The sequence below is a fragment of the Thalassoglobus sp. JC818 genome, assembly GCF_040717535.1.
Lineage (GTDB): Bacteria > Planctomycetota > Planctomycetia > Planctomycetales > Planctomycetaceae > Thalassoglobus.
In genome coordinates, this window is record NZ_JBFEFI010000003.1 from 167,439 (window position 1) to 184,235 (window position 16,797).

Here is a 16,797-nt window from a genome sequence, read left to right on the forward strand (position 1 = left end):
AGTCGGGCTCAATCAGCGATAGGAACGGCTCTGTTGGGCGCTATTCAGCGGCTCCGGGGGCAGGCTTCGAGAGTGACCATTTCAGCAGTGGGGGCGTCACCATGGTTGTGATGATCACCATTACTATGATCGCGGAGTAGGTGTCGTCGCTGACAACTTTCTCGCCCTTCACCATGAGGCCAGCACCGACGCTGGCGAAGATCAATCCGACTTCGCCACGAGGAATCATCCCGAGGCCGATAGCGACCTTGTTGAGTCCCTTTTCGATCACACCCAGTGAGCACACTTGCTTACCGATGACGGCCGCGACGGTAATCGCTCCAGCGAGCATCCAGACGCTGGAATTTCCAAAGCTCGACAGGTCGACCATGATTCCCATCTGAACAAAGAAAATTGGCACCAGCAACGCGGTGAGCGGGGCGAGTGCTTCTTCGAGTTCAGCGTGTTCTTTCTTGCCCAGATTCTGGTAGTGGGCTTTCTCAAGAATTAAGCCTGCCGCAAATGCTCCAACGATCGGAGCGAGGCCGACGAGGTTTGCGAGAAACGCGAGGCCGAAGCAAATCACGAGTGCGGTCGAGACGAGCAGGCCATGACCGCGAAGGAAGCTGGCAGCTTTGAACAGGGGCTTCACAAGCAAGTGGCTTCCCAGCAGGATCGCAGCAGCGAGAAATCCAACAGACTTCACGACGATCTCGATGAGGCTGGAAATGCTGAAGGCATCGCCCTGCTCAATGATTCCCGATACGACTGTCAAAATAATCAGTCCAAGGACGTCGTCGATAACGGCGGCGCCAAGGATGATCTGAGACTCACGTTGCTGGGACTTGCCGAGATCCTTCAGAACGCGAGCCGTAATACCGACGCTGGTCGCGCAGAGAGTGGCTCCGAGGAAAAGAGAGACCTGCCACGGTTCATGCTGCAGGAGGAACCAGCCGACTCCGACGCCCAAGATCATTGGAGCGACGACTCCGAGGATGGCGACGAACAGAGACGAGACACCAACTTTCATCATCTCTTTGACGTTCGATTCGAGACCGACCTCGAAGAGCAGCAGCACGACACCGATTTCCGCGAGCATCTTCAGAGCGGCACCGGTGTTGTAAACGTCGCCGATCGAGTGCTCTTCCGGAGCTTGCAGGAAGTCCAGTCCGTGCCAGCCATCGACTCCAATCCATGATGTCGTGATCAGTGCGATATTGCCGAGAAGAATTCCGACTGAAAGCTCACCGAGAACGGCGGGCATCCCGACTCTTTCGAACAAGTCTCCGACAACTTTGGCCAGCAGAAGAATGAGAACGATGGCTGCGAAGAGTGGGGCAGCGACATTTGAGTGACCGCCACCATGTTCCCCTTCGTGGTGCTCATCACCGTGAGACTCTCCTTCGGTTCCGTGGCCTTCAGAATGTCCTTCTTCGTCGGAGGACTGTTCTTCGACAGTCGCTTCAGTGGACTCTTCGACAGCTTCATCAGAGGCTGTCTCTGGAGTTGCCGATTCAGGTTCTGCAACTGAACTCGGAGCTTGACCCAGCGCGCTCGGAGTGCTGATCAGCTGAAAAAGTCCCGGCACCGCCGCCAGGATGACTGCCATCAGCAACCAGTTTTTTCGGAGAGACGATTTTGGCGGTGCAAGAGGATCCGAACTCAGAGTGACCTGAGAACGTTGACGCAGTCGGGATCGAGTTCGGCGGAACAAAGTGGTGCTCCTGAGTGTGCTGTGATAACAATGGAACGAGAGGTCGACGAAGAAGGAACCCCTTCTCAACGGTCGCAACTCTCTGTTTGTGCAAATTGTGTATTCTGCCGGGGCGGCGTGTGCAACGAGCCCGCATTGCGGCAAAATCCAAACTCCCGATAAGATCGGAACATTAGCAGGAATCTGAACTAAGGCAACGGCCTCTCCTTGGCAATTGAGATTTCAAGGAACAGAATGCCTTGTCAAAGCTGGTACTGCTCCCCTTCAACTAATTCCAATCCGAGAGTTCTGATGGATCGAAGCGGTTACTTTCGAACGACGTTGAGCAAATGTGTGTTTCTGTGTGGAGTAGGGCTCTTCGCGACACAGTTACATCTCTCAATTTCGAGTGCCGACGAGTCGCTCGGAGTGCGAGTTCCTGAAGGTTTTGAAGTCACGTTATTCGCTGACGACGATCTCGCTCACGACATCTATTCGATGGCTGTCGATTCGTTCGGACGGGTTGTAGTGTCAGGCGCGGGATACATCAAAATTCTCCACGATACCGATGGCGACGGTCGTGCTGACGACGCATCGCTGTATGTTGATGGTCCTAAAGGTGGAGTGCAGGGAATGTACTTTGCCGGACGCGATTTGATTTGTTCCGGCGAAGGCGGACTGATTCGCTATCGCGATCGCGATGGCGACGACCGTGCCGATGGTCCTCCCGATCTCTTCTGGCGGATCAAAACTGGCGGCGAACATGACCTGCACGCGATTCGTAAAGGTCCCGACGGATGGTGGTATGTCATTGCCGGGAACAATGCTGGCATCGATCGGCGGTATATCAAACTCGACACGACTCCAGTTCAGAATCCGCAGGCCGGGGCTGTGCTTCGTTTTCAGCCTGATCTCTCAGCGGGTGAAGTGTATGCCGATGGATTTCGAAACGCTTACGACTTCGACTTCGGAGCGGCCGGGGACGTCTTTACTTTTGACAGCGACGGCGAGAGGGACATCAGTCTTCCGTGGTATCGGCCAACGAGAGTCTTTCATGTACTGCCGGGATCAAACGCTGGCTGGCTGACACGCAGCTGGAAACGTCCCGATTGGTTTTTCGACATGCCACCTGCAGTCGGTGAGTTTGGACGCGGTTCGCCGACAGGAGTCGAATGTTATCGCCATCCACATTTTCCTGAGGAGTATCAGGGAGCGCTCTTCGTGCTGGACTGGACGTATGGCCGTGTCTTCGCGTTGCCACTCGAACCTTCGGGAGCGACGTGGTCGAGTGAGCCAATTGACTTCATGAGTGCCATCGGGCAGCACGGGTTTGCTCCCACGGATGCAGCAGTTGGACCGGATGGTTCCTTGTACATCAGCGTTGGAGGTCGCGGAACACGTGGTGGGGTCTATCGAATTCGTGCAACTGGACGTTCTGATAAAGCGGGCCTCCGATATGTATCGGAGATCCCGAAAACGGCAGCGGAACGCGTTGAGCATTGCCTTCGGGCACCGCAACCGTTGAGCAGTTGGTCACGCCGGATTTGGGAGCCGATTGTTGCTGAACTTCCGAGCGAACCGTTCATCGAAGTTGCGCTCAACCGACAGCGTCCGCAATCCGAGCGGATTCGAGCGATCGAGATCCTCACCGAGAAGTTTCGGGGGCTGGATGGCGACATGCTTTACAGCCTCGCGTCAGATCCCGATCCCGTGGTTCGTGCACGGGCTGTTTGGTCCGTTGGCCGTTCCGAAACGGCGTCTCCCAGCGTGCGAGACCTTGTCTGGTATCTCGGGGATGCCAATCCGCAGGTTGTGCGAACCGCGATGGAAGCACTGATTGGGGCAGGTGAGAATGTTTTCGATTCGTATGTTGATGCACTCGGCGAACAGCTCGCCCATCCCGACCGATATGTTCGCCAGACAGCGATGCGATTATTGGTCAAGTGCCGACCGGAAACATCTCGTTCGATGGCTGCCAAAGGATTCGCAAAAGGATGGAGCGCTGCCATTCCTGTCGCGGCGGCCTTCGCTTTGAAGAATGAAGGTGTTCAGGATTATCCGATTGATATTGCCCTGCAGGTTCTTCAGTCGACGCGGCCGAACGAACTGAAACTCGAAGCGGTTCGAGTTCTTCAGTTGGGGCTTGGTGATCTTGTGCCTGATTCCCCGGAAGTCGCTCCAGTCTTCGATGGATACGCCTCACCTCAGGATTTGTCATCATCGACAGAGCAAATGGCGAAAGTTGTCACGGCTCTCGAAAAGGTTTACCCAACCGGAAGCCCTCTTCTCGACCGTGAACTTGAACGAACGATGTCGATTGTTTCTGCAAACAGCGAGTCACTTTTTGCTGACGTGCTCAGTCGACTGACTGACGAGTCCGATCCAGTTGAAGACTTGCATCGGCTCATCGTTCTTTCACGGATGCCTGTGCCAAGGACGAGTGATCAACGTCTTCAAATTGCAAAGACACTGGTCAACGTCGATCACAAAATTGATCGGCTGCAATTGCGACAAGATACCAACTGGGCAGACCGCACACTCGAGGTTTACACCCGTCTGGTTCAACAGGATCAGCAACTGCCGGAAGCGATTCTCGCGACTCCAGGATTTGGCCATCCGGGACATGTTCAGTTCTTGAGTCAGTTTCCACCGCAGTTATTTGGTGAGACGATTCAAGTCTTCTCGCAAACGATTCGAAACGATCCCGACTACCCCTGGAACAGCGACGTTCTGTTTCTCTTGTCGGAGTCGCCCAACAAGGAAGATCATGAACTCATCCGCGAAATGTATGCTGATTATGCGTTGCGTTCCGCGGTGATCTCGTGCTTGTCGATTAATCCAACGGAGGCCGATCGGAAATACTTCTACGAGAGTCTCGATTCTGCGAGTGAAGAGACTTTGCAGGAGTGCGTTTCGTCGCTGGGATTGTTGTCTCCAACTCAGGACCCGGCTGAAAACGTTGCGCTGGTTCGTTCTCTTCGACAACTCGGAGACAGCGGAATCGAACGACAGATTCGCGACCAGATTGTCGAACTGCTACGAAGAAATCACGGAGAGAATTTCAACTACGTGATGGGACGCGATGGAGATTCGCAGTCAGCAGAAATCGCAGCCTGGACCGACTTTGTTTCCAAGAAGTTTCCGGAAGAGTTCGCGTCCCGTTCTGGATCGGAAGAGCTTGGCTTGGATCAGTTAAAAGATCGATTAGCGTCGATTGACTGGTCTTCCGGAAGCCCATTGGCCGGCGAAAAACTCTTCCGGGGCAGAGGGTGTATTCAATGTCATGGTGGACGAAGCGCACTCGGGCCGGATCTCAGCGGAGTCGCTGGCCGTTTCTCGCGTGAGGACCTGTTTACGGCGATCGCGTTTCCACATCTCGATGTTTCTCCGCGATATCAGACGACGCAAATCGCGACGGTCAACGGAAAGATTCACACCGGTTTGATCGTGTACGAATCGGTGGACGGATTAGTCCTTCGGGATTCGAATAACCGAACGTATCGCATTGAGACCGAGGACATCGAAGTGCGAAGGCGATTAAGTCAGTCGCTGATGCCGGAAGGTCTGTTGAAAGATCTCTCCGATGATGACCTTTCACATCTTTACACCTATCTGCAAAGCCTGGGTGGACGAAGAACCGTTTCGGCAAACGGAAGTGAGTCTGAGTAGATTCAGGCTCATTGGATCATCCGCAATTTAGTCGATTACATCGTCGAGGTAGGCAGATGCATACGAGTGAAGAGTGATCTTGTGATCGGTTTTGCCGCAGACAACTAATTTTCAGACAGGTCATTCAGAATGCCTCTCTCAAGTTTTCAGGATCTCTTCACAGCTGCTGATTCTCTGTCAGCCCCTGTCGGAGTTGTCGCAGCTGGTGGTGCAGATGCGACAGTCATTCAAGCACTGGAAATTGCTCGCCGACGCGGATGGGTGAACCCAATTCTGACGGGAGATCGCCTACAGATTCAGGAACGAGCGGATGCAATTGAAGTCGACCTTGAGCCGTTCGTTGTTCTCGATGACGCTGCCGACTCTGCTGTAGTCGCTGTCAACGAAGTCACATCTGGACGGGCTGCGTTTCTGATGAAAGGGCAGATTTCGACTCCGTACCTGATGAAAGCAGTCCTCGATAAAGAGCATGGACTCCGAACCGGACGCACGATCGGTCAGGTTGTACTCATGGAAATTGTCCGGGACAGTCGGTGCTTCTTGATGACAGATACCGGGATTTCGATCGCTCCGAATTCAGAACAGCTTGAAGATTTGATCCGCAGCGTTGTCGAGATCTCTCGCCGACTGGGAGAACCGAAAGCCAAGGTGGCTCTGATGGCTGCCTCGGAAAAGGTTGTTACGTCGATGCCCGAGACGGTGGTCGCTCAGGAACTCGTCGAGAAAGCTGCTCAGGGGGCTTTCGGTGATTGTGTGGTGCAAGGGCCGTTGTCGTTCGATCTGGCTTATTCGAGAGACGCGAGCAGCAAGAAGGGGATCGACGGAGAAGTGACCGGATGTGTCGACGCGATGGTCTTTCCGAATCTCTTGAGTGCCAACCTCACCGTGAAGGGTATGATGTACACGTCGGATTGCCAGTTTGGTGGAATCCTTACTGGGACGTCTCATCCAGTCGTCTTTATGTCGCGAGCGGATACTGTCGAGACACGCTTAAACTCGATTGCATATGCTCTGCATGTTTGTGACGCGGGTGTACGGTCTCTCCGATAGCTCAATCTCGGAGCTGTTTTCTCGCGGTTGTCTTTATCGTTTTTAAGCTATCAAGTTTTCATTCCGGCGGAGAAGAGATGCGCGCGGTCGTTCAGCGAGTCAGTTCAGCACAGGTCACGGTCATTGACGAAGAGAAGGATACGTCATTTGTGTCTGGCCAAATTGGAAGCGGCTTTGTTGTGCTCGTCGGAATCTCATCAGGAGATACAAGCGAAGATCTTGATTACATCGTCAACAAACTCGTCGGACTGCGAGTCTTTGAAGACGATGACGGGAAGATGAATCGCTCGATCGAGGAAGCAGGTGGCGAGATGCTGGTGATCAGCCAGTTCACACTTTACGGAGATTGCCGAAAAGGCCGTCGCCCGAGCTTTATCGCTGCAGCCTCCCCGGAGACTGCTAAGCCGATTTACGAGACACTTCTAAAGCGGCTTGAAAGCACCGGAATTCGAGTGGCATCCGGACAGTTTCAAGCACAAATGCAAGTTGAACTTGTGAACGATGGACCTGTGACGCTCTTGCTGGACAGCTCGAAAGGGTTTTGAACTGTTCAAAACCCTCTGAGAGAGTCCGAGTCGCTTCAAGCGTCCTGAGGAAGGCTCTTGTGTGTGCCGTCACAACGTGGCGTGTTGCCTGTTTTCTTGCACATACACATCATCATCGAACAGTCTTCTTCAGCGGTGAACTTGTGTGGGGCGAATCCAGTTCCCTTATGAGCTCCGTCACAGAAAGGTTGATTCGATGAGAGGCCACACGTGCAGTACGCGTAGTTCTTCCCCGCTTCGAGGCTGACTTTCGCCGGAGCCAGGCCAGCTGGTTTGGGAAGCTCAGAAGGTTCGAATTGATCAGACATGCAGTTGATTCATCCTTGGAGTTTGCAAGACATGCTGGAACGTGCTCAGTGATTGACGACTCAAGTCATTCGCAAGTTTACTGGAAGACTTCGTGACAGGAGTCACAACTTTGATTCGCAGAGTCGAACCACTTTCGAGCTTCTTTTGCGTCTTTGTTGCGGATGGCCTCGGCCAGCTTCAATGATGCTTCACGAAATTCGTTGCTGAACTTGTTCCATTCTGGAAGCATGGCATCGTCTTTGACTTCGTGAGTGTCGGCCTGCATCGCGAGTGCGAGGATCGCCCAGGTCGTCGCGTGAACAGGCTCTTCTGCCTTGCCGCGTGGGCGTCGAATCACTTTCAACAGCGCGCTGTTCCGAGAGTTCATTTCTTCCATCATCGGGTGCATGTTGATCAGTTTGTTCCATGGGTGGTCAACGCTGTGATCTCCGGTCGCTTCCCCATTGGCGGCAAGCTTGACTTGTTCGAAAGCGGCTTTCGCTTCTTCCAATGAACTCTTTCTCTGGAACTTGAGAGCGGCATCGCGGAGGGCTGGTCCCTGAATTTTCGTTTCGGAAGCTCCGTCGTGTTCGGCCAGTGCCTGGCCCAGGCAAGCGAGCAGCCCGAACGACTGGCGAATTTGTCCCTCGCGAGCGTCTTCGTATCCGTCCTGGTCGTCGAGTGCTTTCTGCAAAGTCTCGAGTTGGGACTGAACTTCGATTTCGATTTCAGGAACAGGGGCGACTGATTCGACTGGAACGGGTGCTTCGGCGAACGTTGTGGCCACAAAACATGTTGAGAGCACGGTCGCTCCCAGGAATTGAAAACGTTTGAGCAGGGATGGCATGAACGCATTCTCCGAGTGTCAGAAAACGATTTGTTGGGGGGAGTTCGCACACAATCACAGTGGATCGATCTTCAAGATCGCAGAATCCCTGTGAGGACAACAATGCACACCAAAAGTGCGACAGCTCCATTCACGAGGATAGAAACCAGCGTCATGGTTTTGGAGTCTCTCGACGATGAAAGATCAACAACACCGGCCAGCAGGCCGATAATCGCCACGACCGTTCCCGCGATCAGAACTGCCCCCATGAGTGGAGCGATCACTGGTTGATCGCCCAAATCAGGGCGAAAGATCAGCAGGCAGGCTGCAACGATTCCGAAAATCAACACGGTTGCGATCGTGATCGTCATGGACGCAAATGCGACCAGACGTAACGTGTTCGACTCGGGGACCTCGTAAGTCGACTGGCGATGATCTTGTTTGGAAGCGTCCATCGGGAGTTGTCCATGTTTGCGGTCAAGGGCTCATGCTCTCATACGCATAATCGGTCCAGACGCGCTGGCAGCGAAGTTTGGAGAGATTGAAAAATGACAGCGAAGCCGATGCTCTTGACATTGCGATTAACAAGCATGATGATCAAAATTGAGTGCCTTGAGAAGTGAAGGTCAAAGTGCTTCTGTCTCGTTACCGTTCTTTCGGTGAACGCTTCGCTAGGTCTGTCGTCAGGATTTATCAGGAAGTTATTCATGTCTGCCGGACAACGCCGTATCGATATCGAAGAAATTGGGGATGTCACTGTCGCGAAATTTGTCGACAAGAAGATCCTTGATGAGAACAATATACAATTGATCGGCAATCAGTTGTTTGGGTTGGTGGAAGAAGATGGACGCAAGAAAATCGTCCTCGATTTTACCACCGTGGAGTATCTCTCCAGCGCGGCACTTGGAAAACTGATCACGATGGACAAGAAGGTCAAAGCAGTTGGCGGTCAGCTTCGTCTCTGCTCGATTCGTCCAGACATCTACGAAGTGTTCGCAATCACACGTTTGAACAAGCTGTTTGATATCCGCGACGATCAGGAAGCTGCACTCGCAGGATTCTAATTGAAACCGTTGATTCAGCCCGAACTGAACTCAATTTATCCGAGCAACCTTCTCGACAGCAGGCCAGTCTCGCATGGCTGACTCGTTCGAATTCGAAGTCACGATTCCCAGTGATACCGCCAAGGGGCATGAAGTCCAGGAAGAGATCCTGCAACGGCTTCAGCACGGGGGCTTTCCGGAGCATGACTTATTCGGAGTGAAGCTCGCGCTGGAAGAAGGGATCGTTAACGCGATCAAACACGGAAACGGGCTCGATCCGAGCAAGAATGTTTCCGTCCATTGCTCTTACGATGGCGAGCGAGTCATCGTCGAAATTGAAGATGAAGGCCCGGGCTTCGATCCGGGCGACGTTCCCGATCCAACCGCCGATGAAAACTTGCAAAAGCCAAGCGGTCGGGGATTGATGCTGATGAAGGCGTTCATGACTCGAGTCGAATTCAACGACAAGGGCAACCGGGTCATTCTCGAAAAAGAGCGCAGCGCTGAGTAGTTCTCTCTGCTTTGGTTAATCGGTCACTTGAAGGTCCAGTCGCTTTGCCCGATTCGACTTCGGATGAGTCTGCGACGAAGCTCGGTAGTCGTTTTACGAGAGCTTCGGAAAGTTCAGACTCAAGTTTGAATCACACGCGATCACTTACATGTGAATTGTGCGACCATCGACAGCCAGTGCGGCTTCTTTGATGACTTCGCTCAGCGTCGGATGAGCGTGTGAGCTGCGAGCAATGTCTTCCGCGCTGGCTCCGAATTCGATGGCCACAACGCACTCAGCGATCAGTTCGCCAGCGTGTGGGCCGATGATGTGGGCTCCGAGAATTCTGTCGGTTTCCTTGTGAGCCAGGATTTTGACTTTTCCATCGACAGTGCCACTCGCCTTGGCACGACCGTTCGCGATGAATGGGAACATGCCCTTGTTGTATGCAATTCCCGCTTCTTTCAGTTCCTCTTCGGTCTTTCCGACGGAAGCGATTTCCGGATCGGTGTAAACGACCCCGGGAATGGCGTTGTAATTGACGTGTCCGTATCCGGAGTAAAGCTGTTCGACGCAGGCCAATCCTTCTTCTTCAGCTTTGTGTGCGAGCATCGCTCCACCGATCAGGTCGCCAATCGCGTAAATATTCCCAGCCGAAGTTTTGTAGTGTTGGTCAACAACGACAAAGCCGCGTTTGTCGACTTCAACCTTCGCAGTTTCGAGGCCGAGATTCTCGGTGTTTGCTCTGCGGCCGACAGCCATCAAGACCTTGTCGCACGTGATTGGATCTTGTCCGTCGATAGTAACTGTCGCTTGTTTGCCGTCGTTGGAGACGCCTGTAACTCGTGCTCCGAGGTGAAACTCAAGTCCTTGTTTCTTAAAGATGCGGAGAGCATCTTTGGCGAGTTCATTGTCCATGCCCGGAAGAATTCGATCCAGGTATTCAAGCACGGTGACTTGAGACCCAAGTCGTCGCCAGACCGTCCCCAGTTCGAGTCCAATGACTCCGCCGCCGATGACGACAAGATGTTTTGGAACTTCTTCGTAAGCGATGGCATCGGTGCTGGAGCCGACGAACTGGCTATCGAAATCGATTCCGGGAAGTGATGCTGGTGTGCTACCCGTCGCGAGGAGGATTGCTTCGCCGGTGATTTCTTCGGTCTTCTCGTCGGAGGCGATTTGGACAGTTGAGCCACCGGTGAGCGTCGCGTGTCCGAAGAATCGTTCGATCTTGTTCTTCTTCATCAAGCCGTCGATTCCGCCTGCGAGCGTATCGACAACCCCTTGCTTCTGGTTCATCATCGCATCGAGGTCGATCTCAAGACCGGAGACTTTGATGCCGCGAGAAGCGAAGCCGTGCCCGGCGTGTTCGTAGAGATGTGAACTTTCAAGAAGGGCTTTGCTGGGAATGCAGCCGACTCGCAGGCAGGTGCCGCCCAGTTGCCGTTCTTTCTCGACGATCGCGACCGATTTGCCCAGTTGTGCGGCTCGAATTGCTGCGACGTAGCCTCCGGGGCCTGCTCCAATAACGACGAGATCAAATTTTGACATGAGTCCAGTTCATTCAATTCTGGGCGAAACGCGAGCGATCGGGCGATGAGTTCGTGTGCATTGCGTTCGACAATACTTACAGCCCCGATATGTAAGTCAATCGTGAGCGACGTTCAAGAAACAGGGAGGCACTCTCGGGGATCGCTGTGCAAATTGCCACTCCGGTTGAGTGCATCAGTCGCGTGTGTCGTCGGTTTTTGCACATGAGTGTCAATATGACGACACGGTAGTGTGTTTGGAATGATGCAGGCTCTCTGATCTAAGTGCTTACAGGATTAGAACTTAACAGGCTCTCGGCAAGAATTGCCGGTGGGTGGCTCGCTTTTCGCAAATTCAATCAGGGAAAAGACAAGACGCCATTTAAAGCGGGATGCGAAGGAAAGGGAGCAATCATGAACACATCAGTGAAAACATCGCTTGTCGGTCCGAGTGTCACCAACAGTTTTGGAATGCGAAATGTATTCTCCGCTCGAACCTGCTGCCTGGCGGTTCTTCTCTGTGGAGTCCTTACAGCGGGAGCGAAAGAGCTTCGTGCTGGAAGTCGGCACAACGAACACTACCGTCATCTCGATGATCTCGCCTTCTCGGCATTCGTGGAAGCGCGCGAGTTGCGCTGGGAGATACATGACGACTTCGTCGAGTCACGCGACTACGACCATCTACTGGAAGATGCGGATCGCATTTTGAAAGGCGTGCATCGCGTCCAAGCTGCGATTCTGGCAGAAGAGTCTGATAAAGATATTCGAGAGGAACTGCTGCGGGTGCGAAACAAGATTGACATTTTGAAAGAGCACTTGGGAGCCTGCGACTTCGCCGCTCATCAGCCGGGTCGTCGACAACCCGCATTCGGCGGCAACGGATACCACTTCACTCCCGAAACCAGACACGTCGGAGCTGTCCATGTTCGAAAGGCATTGGAGCATCTCGACAGAGTCGAAGCAGCGATGATTCATCTCCATGATGACATCGCTCAGCGTCGACGTTTCGGAAGTCAGGGCGGACCGGACTTGAGAAGTGCACCTCCGCTCATGGTTCCGCAAAGTTTCACTCCTCCTGCGTCGTCGTCGCGGGATCAACGATCCGAAGCATTGGCGCAGTGGCTGTTTCGCATCGGGTTCTGATCATTGGTAACGACTCGACCATTGAGGTCCGAAACACAAGTGTGTGTCACGCTTGTGTTCGACCGGTGATCAGCCGGTAGGCATCTCCTTCATTCTGGGTCGGCCGTTCAGGTCGGCCCTTGTGAAGGTATGTCAGAGCCATATGGTCAATGCCCATCAGGTACAGGATCGTGGCGTGGAGGTCATGAACGTGCAGGCGATTTTCGACCGCGTGAAATCCGAGGTCATCAGTCGCTCCGATCGTTTGACCGCCCGCTACTCCGCCGCCCGCCATGAACATTGTGAAGCCCGTTGGATTGTGGTCACGGCCATCACCTTTTTCGCTCATCGGAGTTCTTCCGAATTCACCACCCCACAGCACGAGAGTCTCGTCCAGCAATCCCCGTCGCTTTAAATCGTGAATGAGACCTGCGACCGGTTTGTCCATTTGCCGACACATACGAGTGTGATTGTTTTCAATCGCTGAATGGGCGTCCCACTTGCTGCCAGCTCCGTGATAAAGCTGGATGAATCGGACTCCTTGCTCGACTAGTCGCCGTGCGAGCAGGCAGTTGCGACCGAAGGCTTCGGTCTGTTTTTCATCGATTCCGTAGAGCTTCTGCGTCTCGTTAGTTTCTGATTCGAGATCGATTGCTTCCGGGGCATTGGCTTGCATTCGAAACGCCAGCTCATAGCTCTGAATTCGAGCTTCGAGTTCGGTCTGAGATTCCCGACGAGCAGCATGCTGCGTATTCATGTCGTTCAGCAGATCGAGTTTCATCCTCTGACGTCGATCACTGATTCCTTTGGGATTGTTGAGATTCGCAATCGGTTCCATTCCGGAATCGAGTTTGGTTCCCTGATAGCTGGCAGGCATGAAGCCAGCGCTCCAGTTGCGAGGCCCGTTCGTAACCTGGGATGGATTGTCGGTCATCACGACGAATCCCGGAAGATTCTGGTTTTCTGTGCCAAGTCCGTATGAGACCCAGGACCCGAGAGATGGTCGTCCTGGAAGAGGCGTGCCGGTATTCATCTGGCAGACTCCACCGGAGTGATTAATGCCATTTGTCCAGCACGATCGGATGACAGCGATGTCGTCGACACATGATGAGATATGAGGAATCCAATCGGAGGTCCAGATTCCCGATTCGCCGTGTTGTTTCCATTTCCGCTGCGAACCCAGCAGGGGCGAGTTCGCTTCTCCCATCGCTGTGATAACCTTTTTGTATCCAGCTGGCAATTGAGACCCGGCCAGCTTGTTCAATTGCGGTTTTGGATCGAACAGGTCGAGATGGCTTGGTCCCCCTTCCATGAAGAGGAAGATAATGCTCTTGGCTCGCGGTTGGATGTGAGAGGTTAGGGCTGGACCAGCTTTCAGCGATGACGTTGGCAACATCGACGCCAGTGCCAGTGCTCCAAACCCGGTCCCCGAGCGGAGAAGTGCCTCGCGTCGGCTGAAGAATGGCTCCGGAGTTGGCAAGTAGCTGGGATGCATGACGGGGATTCCTTCGGAATTAAATTCGTTCACAGTGAGATTCGGAACGCTGAGAGTCGAATCAATTTCCAATGTGCCCTGAGGCGCAGTCGTGGAGTTTCACGATGTTTGATTGAGAGAAATGGATTATAGGAGAAGTCTGTGTCTCCGTGGACTCAAGTCAGTCAATTGACTTCGAAAACGGGACGAACTTCACACTTTTCAAATGTCTTGACTGTCGAGTAGTGGGTATTTTCGATAAGTGTTGTGGCGACTCTCACGATGGCAGCTGCGACTCGACGCATTGCTGAGAAGGCCGGTTGCCTGACGTTAGGACCGACAGCCCAGCTGATTTGTCCGCATCGTCTTTCGACTCAAGCGGTCGAGAGATTTCTGAAACACAAAGCATCGTATCGGTCCGATTGGGCCACTCCGATCGGAGTCTTTCTGGGCTCCAAAGTTGCTCCGATCCTGACAGCTGCAATGGCCAGAAACGTGGTTTCGTCGAAGCGGATTTTCCGTCAGAAAGCTCGTGGCAAGAACTGGACGATCGAAGAAATCGAGACGTTTCCCGAGGAGTATGATGAATTCTGGAATCGCGTGCAGCCCGAGTTCTCAGCATTGTTCGACAGGTCCAGAACGTTCGTGAACTGGCGTTTCTGTGAAGCTCCGGTTCTGAAATATCGACGGTTTCTGCTTCGAGACGGTGATCAGATTCAAGGCTATCTTGTCACAAGAGTGGCTGAGCCGGAGGAACTTCCGGAGGGGGTGATCGTTGATCTTTTCACTGCTCCGTCGGATGAAAATGCGATGGCGATGTTGCTGCAGCACGGGTTTGAACAACTCGGCCCACATTGTGATTACATTGAAGCAGCAGCTTCTGATCCTCGCTTTCTGAAGGCGTTTCGGTCAGCTGGTTTCTTTCCGACGAGGACGATGCGTCCAACGATCGTCTGTGCTCATTTAGAAGACCGTGAACGCCTGGAACCGCTGTTGAACTCATGGCACTTCTCCAAAGCCGATCACGACTGGGATCAGGTTCATCCGCTGTAGTCGGCTGCCATCGGACCATGGGCTTCGAAGCGATCTGGAATGAAGGGAATTGCGTTTCCGATTTCGCGCTGCGAGAATATGTCGAAGAAGAGTTTTGAGGGTCGATAGCCAGGAGGGATGACTCATGAACAATCCACTCGACGGCAGCAAGTTTTTTCACGTCTACAAGACGGGTCGACTGACAATCATTGGTTTCGATGGTCGTCATCTCCAGCAGTTTGGAAGTTCACAAGAGATCTGCGGAGAGCTTCTTCACCTGGTCGAACATCATGACTGCGAAGTTCTGGTTGTGGATATGATGGAAGTTCCCATTGTGTCGAGCTGGGTTCTCGGCATCCTGGCAGCGGTCCAGCGAAACGGGATCGACATCGAATTGTATCATCCCTCGGACGAGCTGCGGGAAGTCCTCCGTGTGACAAATCTGGCCCAGTGTCTCCACGTTCGAGAGGGATTTGGCCCCGCTTAAGAAGCGATCGACGGATCGATGACCAGTCGATCATGCGGACGCTCAGCCTTGCGACAGCAGCCGTGTTCGTCCGCAGCTGAAACTGCGACGTGTCATTCAAATGAAATAGCCCGCTCCAAGAATTTGAACTCCATGGTCAATATTCGTTCTGAAAATCAAGACGCGGAATGTCTGCGTGTTCTCGGTGAAGCACTACATCACTTGAAAGTCGGATTCAGTGATCTTCCCGTAACTTCGGAGAAGCAAGACCCAGAATCACTTTCAGGAATCTTGAATGAAGTTGCCGAGCGAATGAGGGATAACTTCCCGTATCAACATCCGTTCTATCTGGGACAAATGTTAAAGCCGCCGCATCCCGTAGCGAGCATGGCCTATGCTCTGGCGATGGCGATCAATCCCAACAACCATGCGATGGACGGAGGGCGTGCCAGTTCCCAGATGGAGAAAGAAGCCGTTCGCCAAATTGCCCGAATGGTGGGTTGGGAATCGGCGCTGGGCCATCTCTGTGGAGGCGGGACTGTTGCCAATCTTGAAGCGTTGTGGGTCTCTCGCGAAGTAAATCACCATGCTCCGGTCTTTGCATCGAGCCAGGCTCACTACACACATGGGAGATGCTGTCAGCTTCTCGGAGTTCCGTTTCACTCCGTTCCCTGTGATCGATCCGGTCGAATGGACTTTCGCCAGTTGGAACAAATGCTGGAGGGAACTCCTCACTCAACAGTTGTCGTGACGCTCGGGACGACAGGGTTGGGAGTCGTCGATCCGCTTGATCAAGTACTCAAGCTGCGGGATCGGTTTGGCTGCCGGATTCATGTAGACGCTGCGTATGGTGGATACTTTCGCTTAGCGAAGAACCTTCATCCGACAACGCAGCGCCAATTCAGTTTGATCGAGGAAGCAGACTCGATTGTCATCGATCCTCACAAGCACGGACTCCAACCCTACGGGTGCGGGTGCGTGCTGTTTCGTGATCCTGCAGTTGCACGAGTTTACAAGCACGACTCACCGTACACGTATTTCACGTCTGATGATCTTCACCTCGGTGAGATCTCGTTTGAGTGCTCACGTCCGGGAGCTTCCGCAGTCGCTTTATGGGCGACGCTCCAAAGGTTTCCGCTCGATATTGATGGGGAATTCGCGAAGGGATTGGAAGCGAGTCGAACAGCAGCTCGATCACTCTCCGACTGGATTGATCAATCCCCCGAATTCGTCCGTGTCGTTGATCCCGATCTCGACATCGTCGTTTGGTCTGTGTCCGCAAAGTCAGCTTCGGAATCGTCTGAACTTGCCGAGCGATTCTTCCATGAAGCAGCGAAGCGAGACCTCCACCTCGCAATGTTGCAAGTTCCGCAGTCTCTCGCTGCTGAAGCTCAGCCTGACCTCGAATGGGATCGCGAGACACTCGTCTGTCTCCGAGCCTGCCTCATGAAGCCTGAACACCTGGACTGGATGCCGCGCATTCTTGAGGTCATGGAATCATGCACGCGAGACCTCTTGCGAAGTCGCATTCAGTGATCTCGCGTGGCTCATTTGCATTCAAAACGAAGGAATTCTTGCAGCGAATTTCCTC

General features: G+C 53.4%; 15 protein-coding genes. 9 read left to right on the top strand and 6 right to left on the bottom strand.

Going from position 1 to position 16,797, the window contains the following annotated elements:
• Positions 1 to 40 precede the first annotated feature (40 nt).
• Complete coding sequence (locus AB1L42_RS08560) at positions 41 to 1,588, bottom strand: cation:proton antiporter (protein WP_367053337.1); 1,548 nt, start codon at positions 1,586 to 1,588, stop codon at positions 41 to 43.
• Between the two features lie 513 nt (positions 1,589 to 2,101).
• On the opposite strand from AB1L42_RS08560, the gene AB1L42_RS08565 reads away from it, so the two are divergent.
• From AB1L42_RS08565 to dtd, 3 genes are all read left to right on the top strand, one after another.
• The gene (locus tag AB1L42_RS08565; RefSeq protein ID WP_367053339.1) at positions 2,102 to 5,341 is read left to right on the top strand and encodes a PVC-type heme-binding CxxCH protein; all 3,240 of its coding nucleotides are present in this window, start codon (positions 2,102 to 2,104) and stop codon (positions 5,339 to 5,341) included.
• A gap of 129 nt (positions 5,342 to 5,470) precedes the next feature.
• Positions 5,471 to 6,391 carry a phosphate acyltransferase gene (locus AB1L42_RS08570; protein WP_367053341.1) on the top strand — a complete coding sequence of 307 codons (921 nt, stop codon included), beginning with the start codon at positions 5,471 to 5,473 and terminating at the stop codon, positions 6,389 to 6,391.
• Between the two features lie 77 nt (positions 6,392 to 6,468).
• Positions 6,469 to 6,936: a D-aminoacyl-tRNA deacylase gene (gene dtd / locus AB1L42_RS08575; protein WP_367053343.1), complete on the top strand. Its 468-nt coding sequence runs from the start codon at positions 6,469 to 6,471 to the stop codon at positions 6,934 to 6,936.
• A gap of 35 nt (positions 6,937 to 6,971) precedes the next feature.
• On the opposite strand, the gene AB1L42_RS08580 is transcribed toward dtd, so the two are convergent.
• From AB1L42_RS08580 to AB1L42_RS08590, 3 genes are all read right to left on the bottom strand, one after another.
• A complete protein-coding gene (locus AB1L42_RS08580) occupies positions 6,972 to 7,244 on the bottom strand; it encodes a CDGSH iron-sulfur domain-containing protein (RefSeq protein WP_367053345.1) in 273 nt (90 codons plus the stop codon).
• Between the two features lie 77 nt (positions 7,245 to 7,321).
• Positions 7,322 to 8,071 (bottom strand): hypothetical protein, encoded by a 750-nt coding sequence (locus AB1L42_RS08585; protein ID WP_367053347.1) that lies wholly within the window; start codon positions 8,069 to 8,071, stop codon positions 7,322 to 7,324.
• Positions 8,072 to 8,142: 71 nt separating this feature from the next.
• Complete coding sequence (locus AB1L42_RS08590) at positions 8,143 to 8,505, bottom strand: hypothetical protein (RefSeq protein ID WP_367053350.1); 363 nt, start codon at positions 8,503 to 8,505, stop codon at positions 8,143 to 8,145.
• A 252-nt stretch (positions 8,506 to 8,757) separates the two neighbouring features.
• Between AB1L42_RS08590 and AB1L42_RS08595 the strand changes: the two genes are divergently transcribed.
• Both AB1L42_RS08595 and AB1L42_RS08600 read left to right on the top strand, forming a co-directional pair.
• Entirely contained in the window at positions 8,758 to 9,114 is a 357-nt protein-coding gene (locus tag AB1L42_RS08595) for an STAS domain-containing protein (RefSeq protein WP_146509142.1), read from the top strand.
• 73 nt (positions 9,115 to 9,187) lie between these two features.
• A complete protein-coding gene (locus tag AB1L42_RS08600; RefSeq protein ID WP_367053353.1) occupies positions 9,188 to 9,604 on the top strand; it encodes an ATP-binding protein in 417 nt (138 codons plus the stop codon).
• A gap of 144 nt (positions 9,605 to 9,748) precedes the next feature.
• On the opposite strand, the gene lpdA is transcribed toward AB1L42_RS08600, so the two are convergent.
• A complete protein-coding gene (lpdA, locus tag AB1L42_RS08605; protein ID WP_367053355.1) occupies positions 9,749 to 11,134 on the bottom strand; it encodes a dihydrolipoyl dehydrogenase in 1,386 nt (461 codons plus the stop codon).
• A 392-nt stretch (positions 11,135 to 11,526) separates the two neighbouring features.
• On the opposite strand from lpdA, the gene AB1L42_RS08610 reads away from it, so the two are divergent.
• Positions 11,527 to 12,255: a hypothetical protein gene (locus AB1L42_RS08610; protein ID WP_367053357.1), complete on the top strand. Its 729-nt coding sequence runs from the start codon at positions 11,527 to 11,529 to the stop codon at positions 12,253 to 12,255.
• 46 nt (positions 12,256 to 12,301) lie between these two features.
• Here AB1L42_RS08610 and AB1L42_RS08615 read toward each other — a convergent pair whose 3' ends face one another.
• Positions 12,302 to 13,729, bottom strand: a complete 1,428-nt coding sequence (locus AB1L42_RS08615) for a DUF1501 domain-containing protein (RefSeq protein WP_367053359.1) — start codon at positions 13,727 to 13,729, stop codon at positions 12,302 to 12,304.
• A 246-nt stretch (positions 13,730 to 13,975) separates the two neighbouring features.
• On the opposite strand from AB1L42_RS08615, the gene AB1L42_RS08620 reads away from it, so the two are divergent.
• The 3 genes from AB1L42_RS08620 (at position 13,976) to AB1L42_RS08630 (ending at position 16,742) form a co-directional block, all read left to right on the top strand.
• Positions 13,976 to 14,761, top strand: coding sequence for a hypothetical protein (locus tag AB1L42_RS08620; protein WP_367053361.1), 786 nt, complete (start codon positions 13,976 to 13,978; stop codon positions 14,759 to 14,761).
• Positions 14,762 to 14,885: 124 nt separating this feature from the next.
• Positions 14,886 to 15,227: an STAS domain-containing protein gene (locus AB1L42_RS08625; RefSeq protein ID WP_367053363.1), complete on the top strand. Its 342-nt coding sequence runs from the start codon at positions 14,886 to 14,888 to the stop codon at positions 15,225 to 15,227.
• Positions 15,228 to 15,359: 132 nt separating this feature from the next.
• Complete coding sequence (locus AB1L42_RS08630; RefSeq protein ID WP_367053366.1) at positions 15,360 to 16,742, top strand: aminotransferase class I/II-fold pyridoxal phosphate-dependent enzyme; 1,383 nt, start codon at positions 15,360 to 15,362, stop codon at positions 16,740 to 16,742.
• The last annotated feature ends 55 nt before the right edge of the window (positions 16,743 to 16,797 follow it).

Coding starts and splice junctions, on each gene's coding strand:
- AB1L42_RS08600 (WP_367053353.1), top strand. CDS start 9,188: ATGGCTGACTCGTTCGAATTCGAAGTCACGATTCCCAGTGATACCGCC.
- AB1L42_RS08610 (WP_367053357.1), top strand. CDS start 11,527: ATGAACACATCAGTGAAAACATCGCTTGTCGGTCCGAGTGTCACCAAC.
- AB1L42_RS08625 (WP_367053363.1), top strand. CDS start 14,886: ATGAACAATCCACTCGACGGCAGCAAGTTTTTTCACGTCTACAAGACG.
- AB1L42_RS08580 (WP_367053345.1), bottom strand. CDS start 7,244: ATGTCTGATCAATTCGAACCTTCTGAGCTTCCCAAACCAGCTGGCCTG.
- AB1L42_RS08585 (WP_367053347.1), bottom strand. CDS start 8,071: ATGCCATCCCTGCTCAAACGTTTTCAATTCCTGGGAGCGACCGTGCTC.
- AB1L42_RS08595 (WP_146509142.1), top strand. CDS start 8,758: ATGTCTGCCGGACAACGCCGTATCGATATCGAAGAAATTGGGGATGTC.
- AB1L42_RS08570 (WP_367053341.1), top strand. CDS start 5,471: ATGCCTCTCTCAAGTTTTCAGGATCTCTTCACAGCTGCTGATTCTCTG.
- lpdA (WP_367053355.1), bottom strand. CDS start 11,134: ATGTCAAAATTTGATCTCGTCGTTATTGGAGCAGGCCCCGGAGGCTAC.
- AB1L42_RS08615 (WP_367053359.1), bottom strand. CDS start 13,729: ATGCATCCCAGCTACTTGCCAACTCCGGAGCCATTCTTCAGCCGACGC.
- dtd (WP_367053343.1), top strand. CDS start 6,469: ATGCGCGCGGTCGTTCAGCGAGTCAGTTCAGCACAGGTCACGGTCATT.
- AB1L42_RS08560 (WP_367053337.1), bottom strand. CDS start 1,588: ATGGCAGTCATCCTGGCGGCGGTGCCGGGACTTTTTCAGCTGATCAGC.
- AB1L42_RS08590 (WP_367053350.1), bottom strand. CDS start 8,505: ATGGACGCTTCCAAACAAGATCATCGCCAGTCGACTTACGAGGTCCCC.
- AB1L42_RS08630 (WP_367053366.1), top strand. CDS start 15,360: ATGGTCAATATTCGTTCTGAAAATCAAGACGCGGAATGTCTGCGTGTT.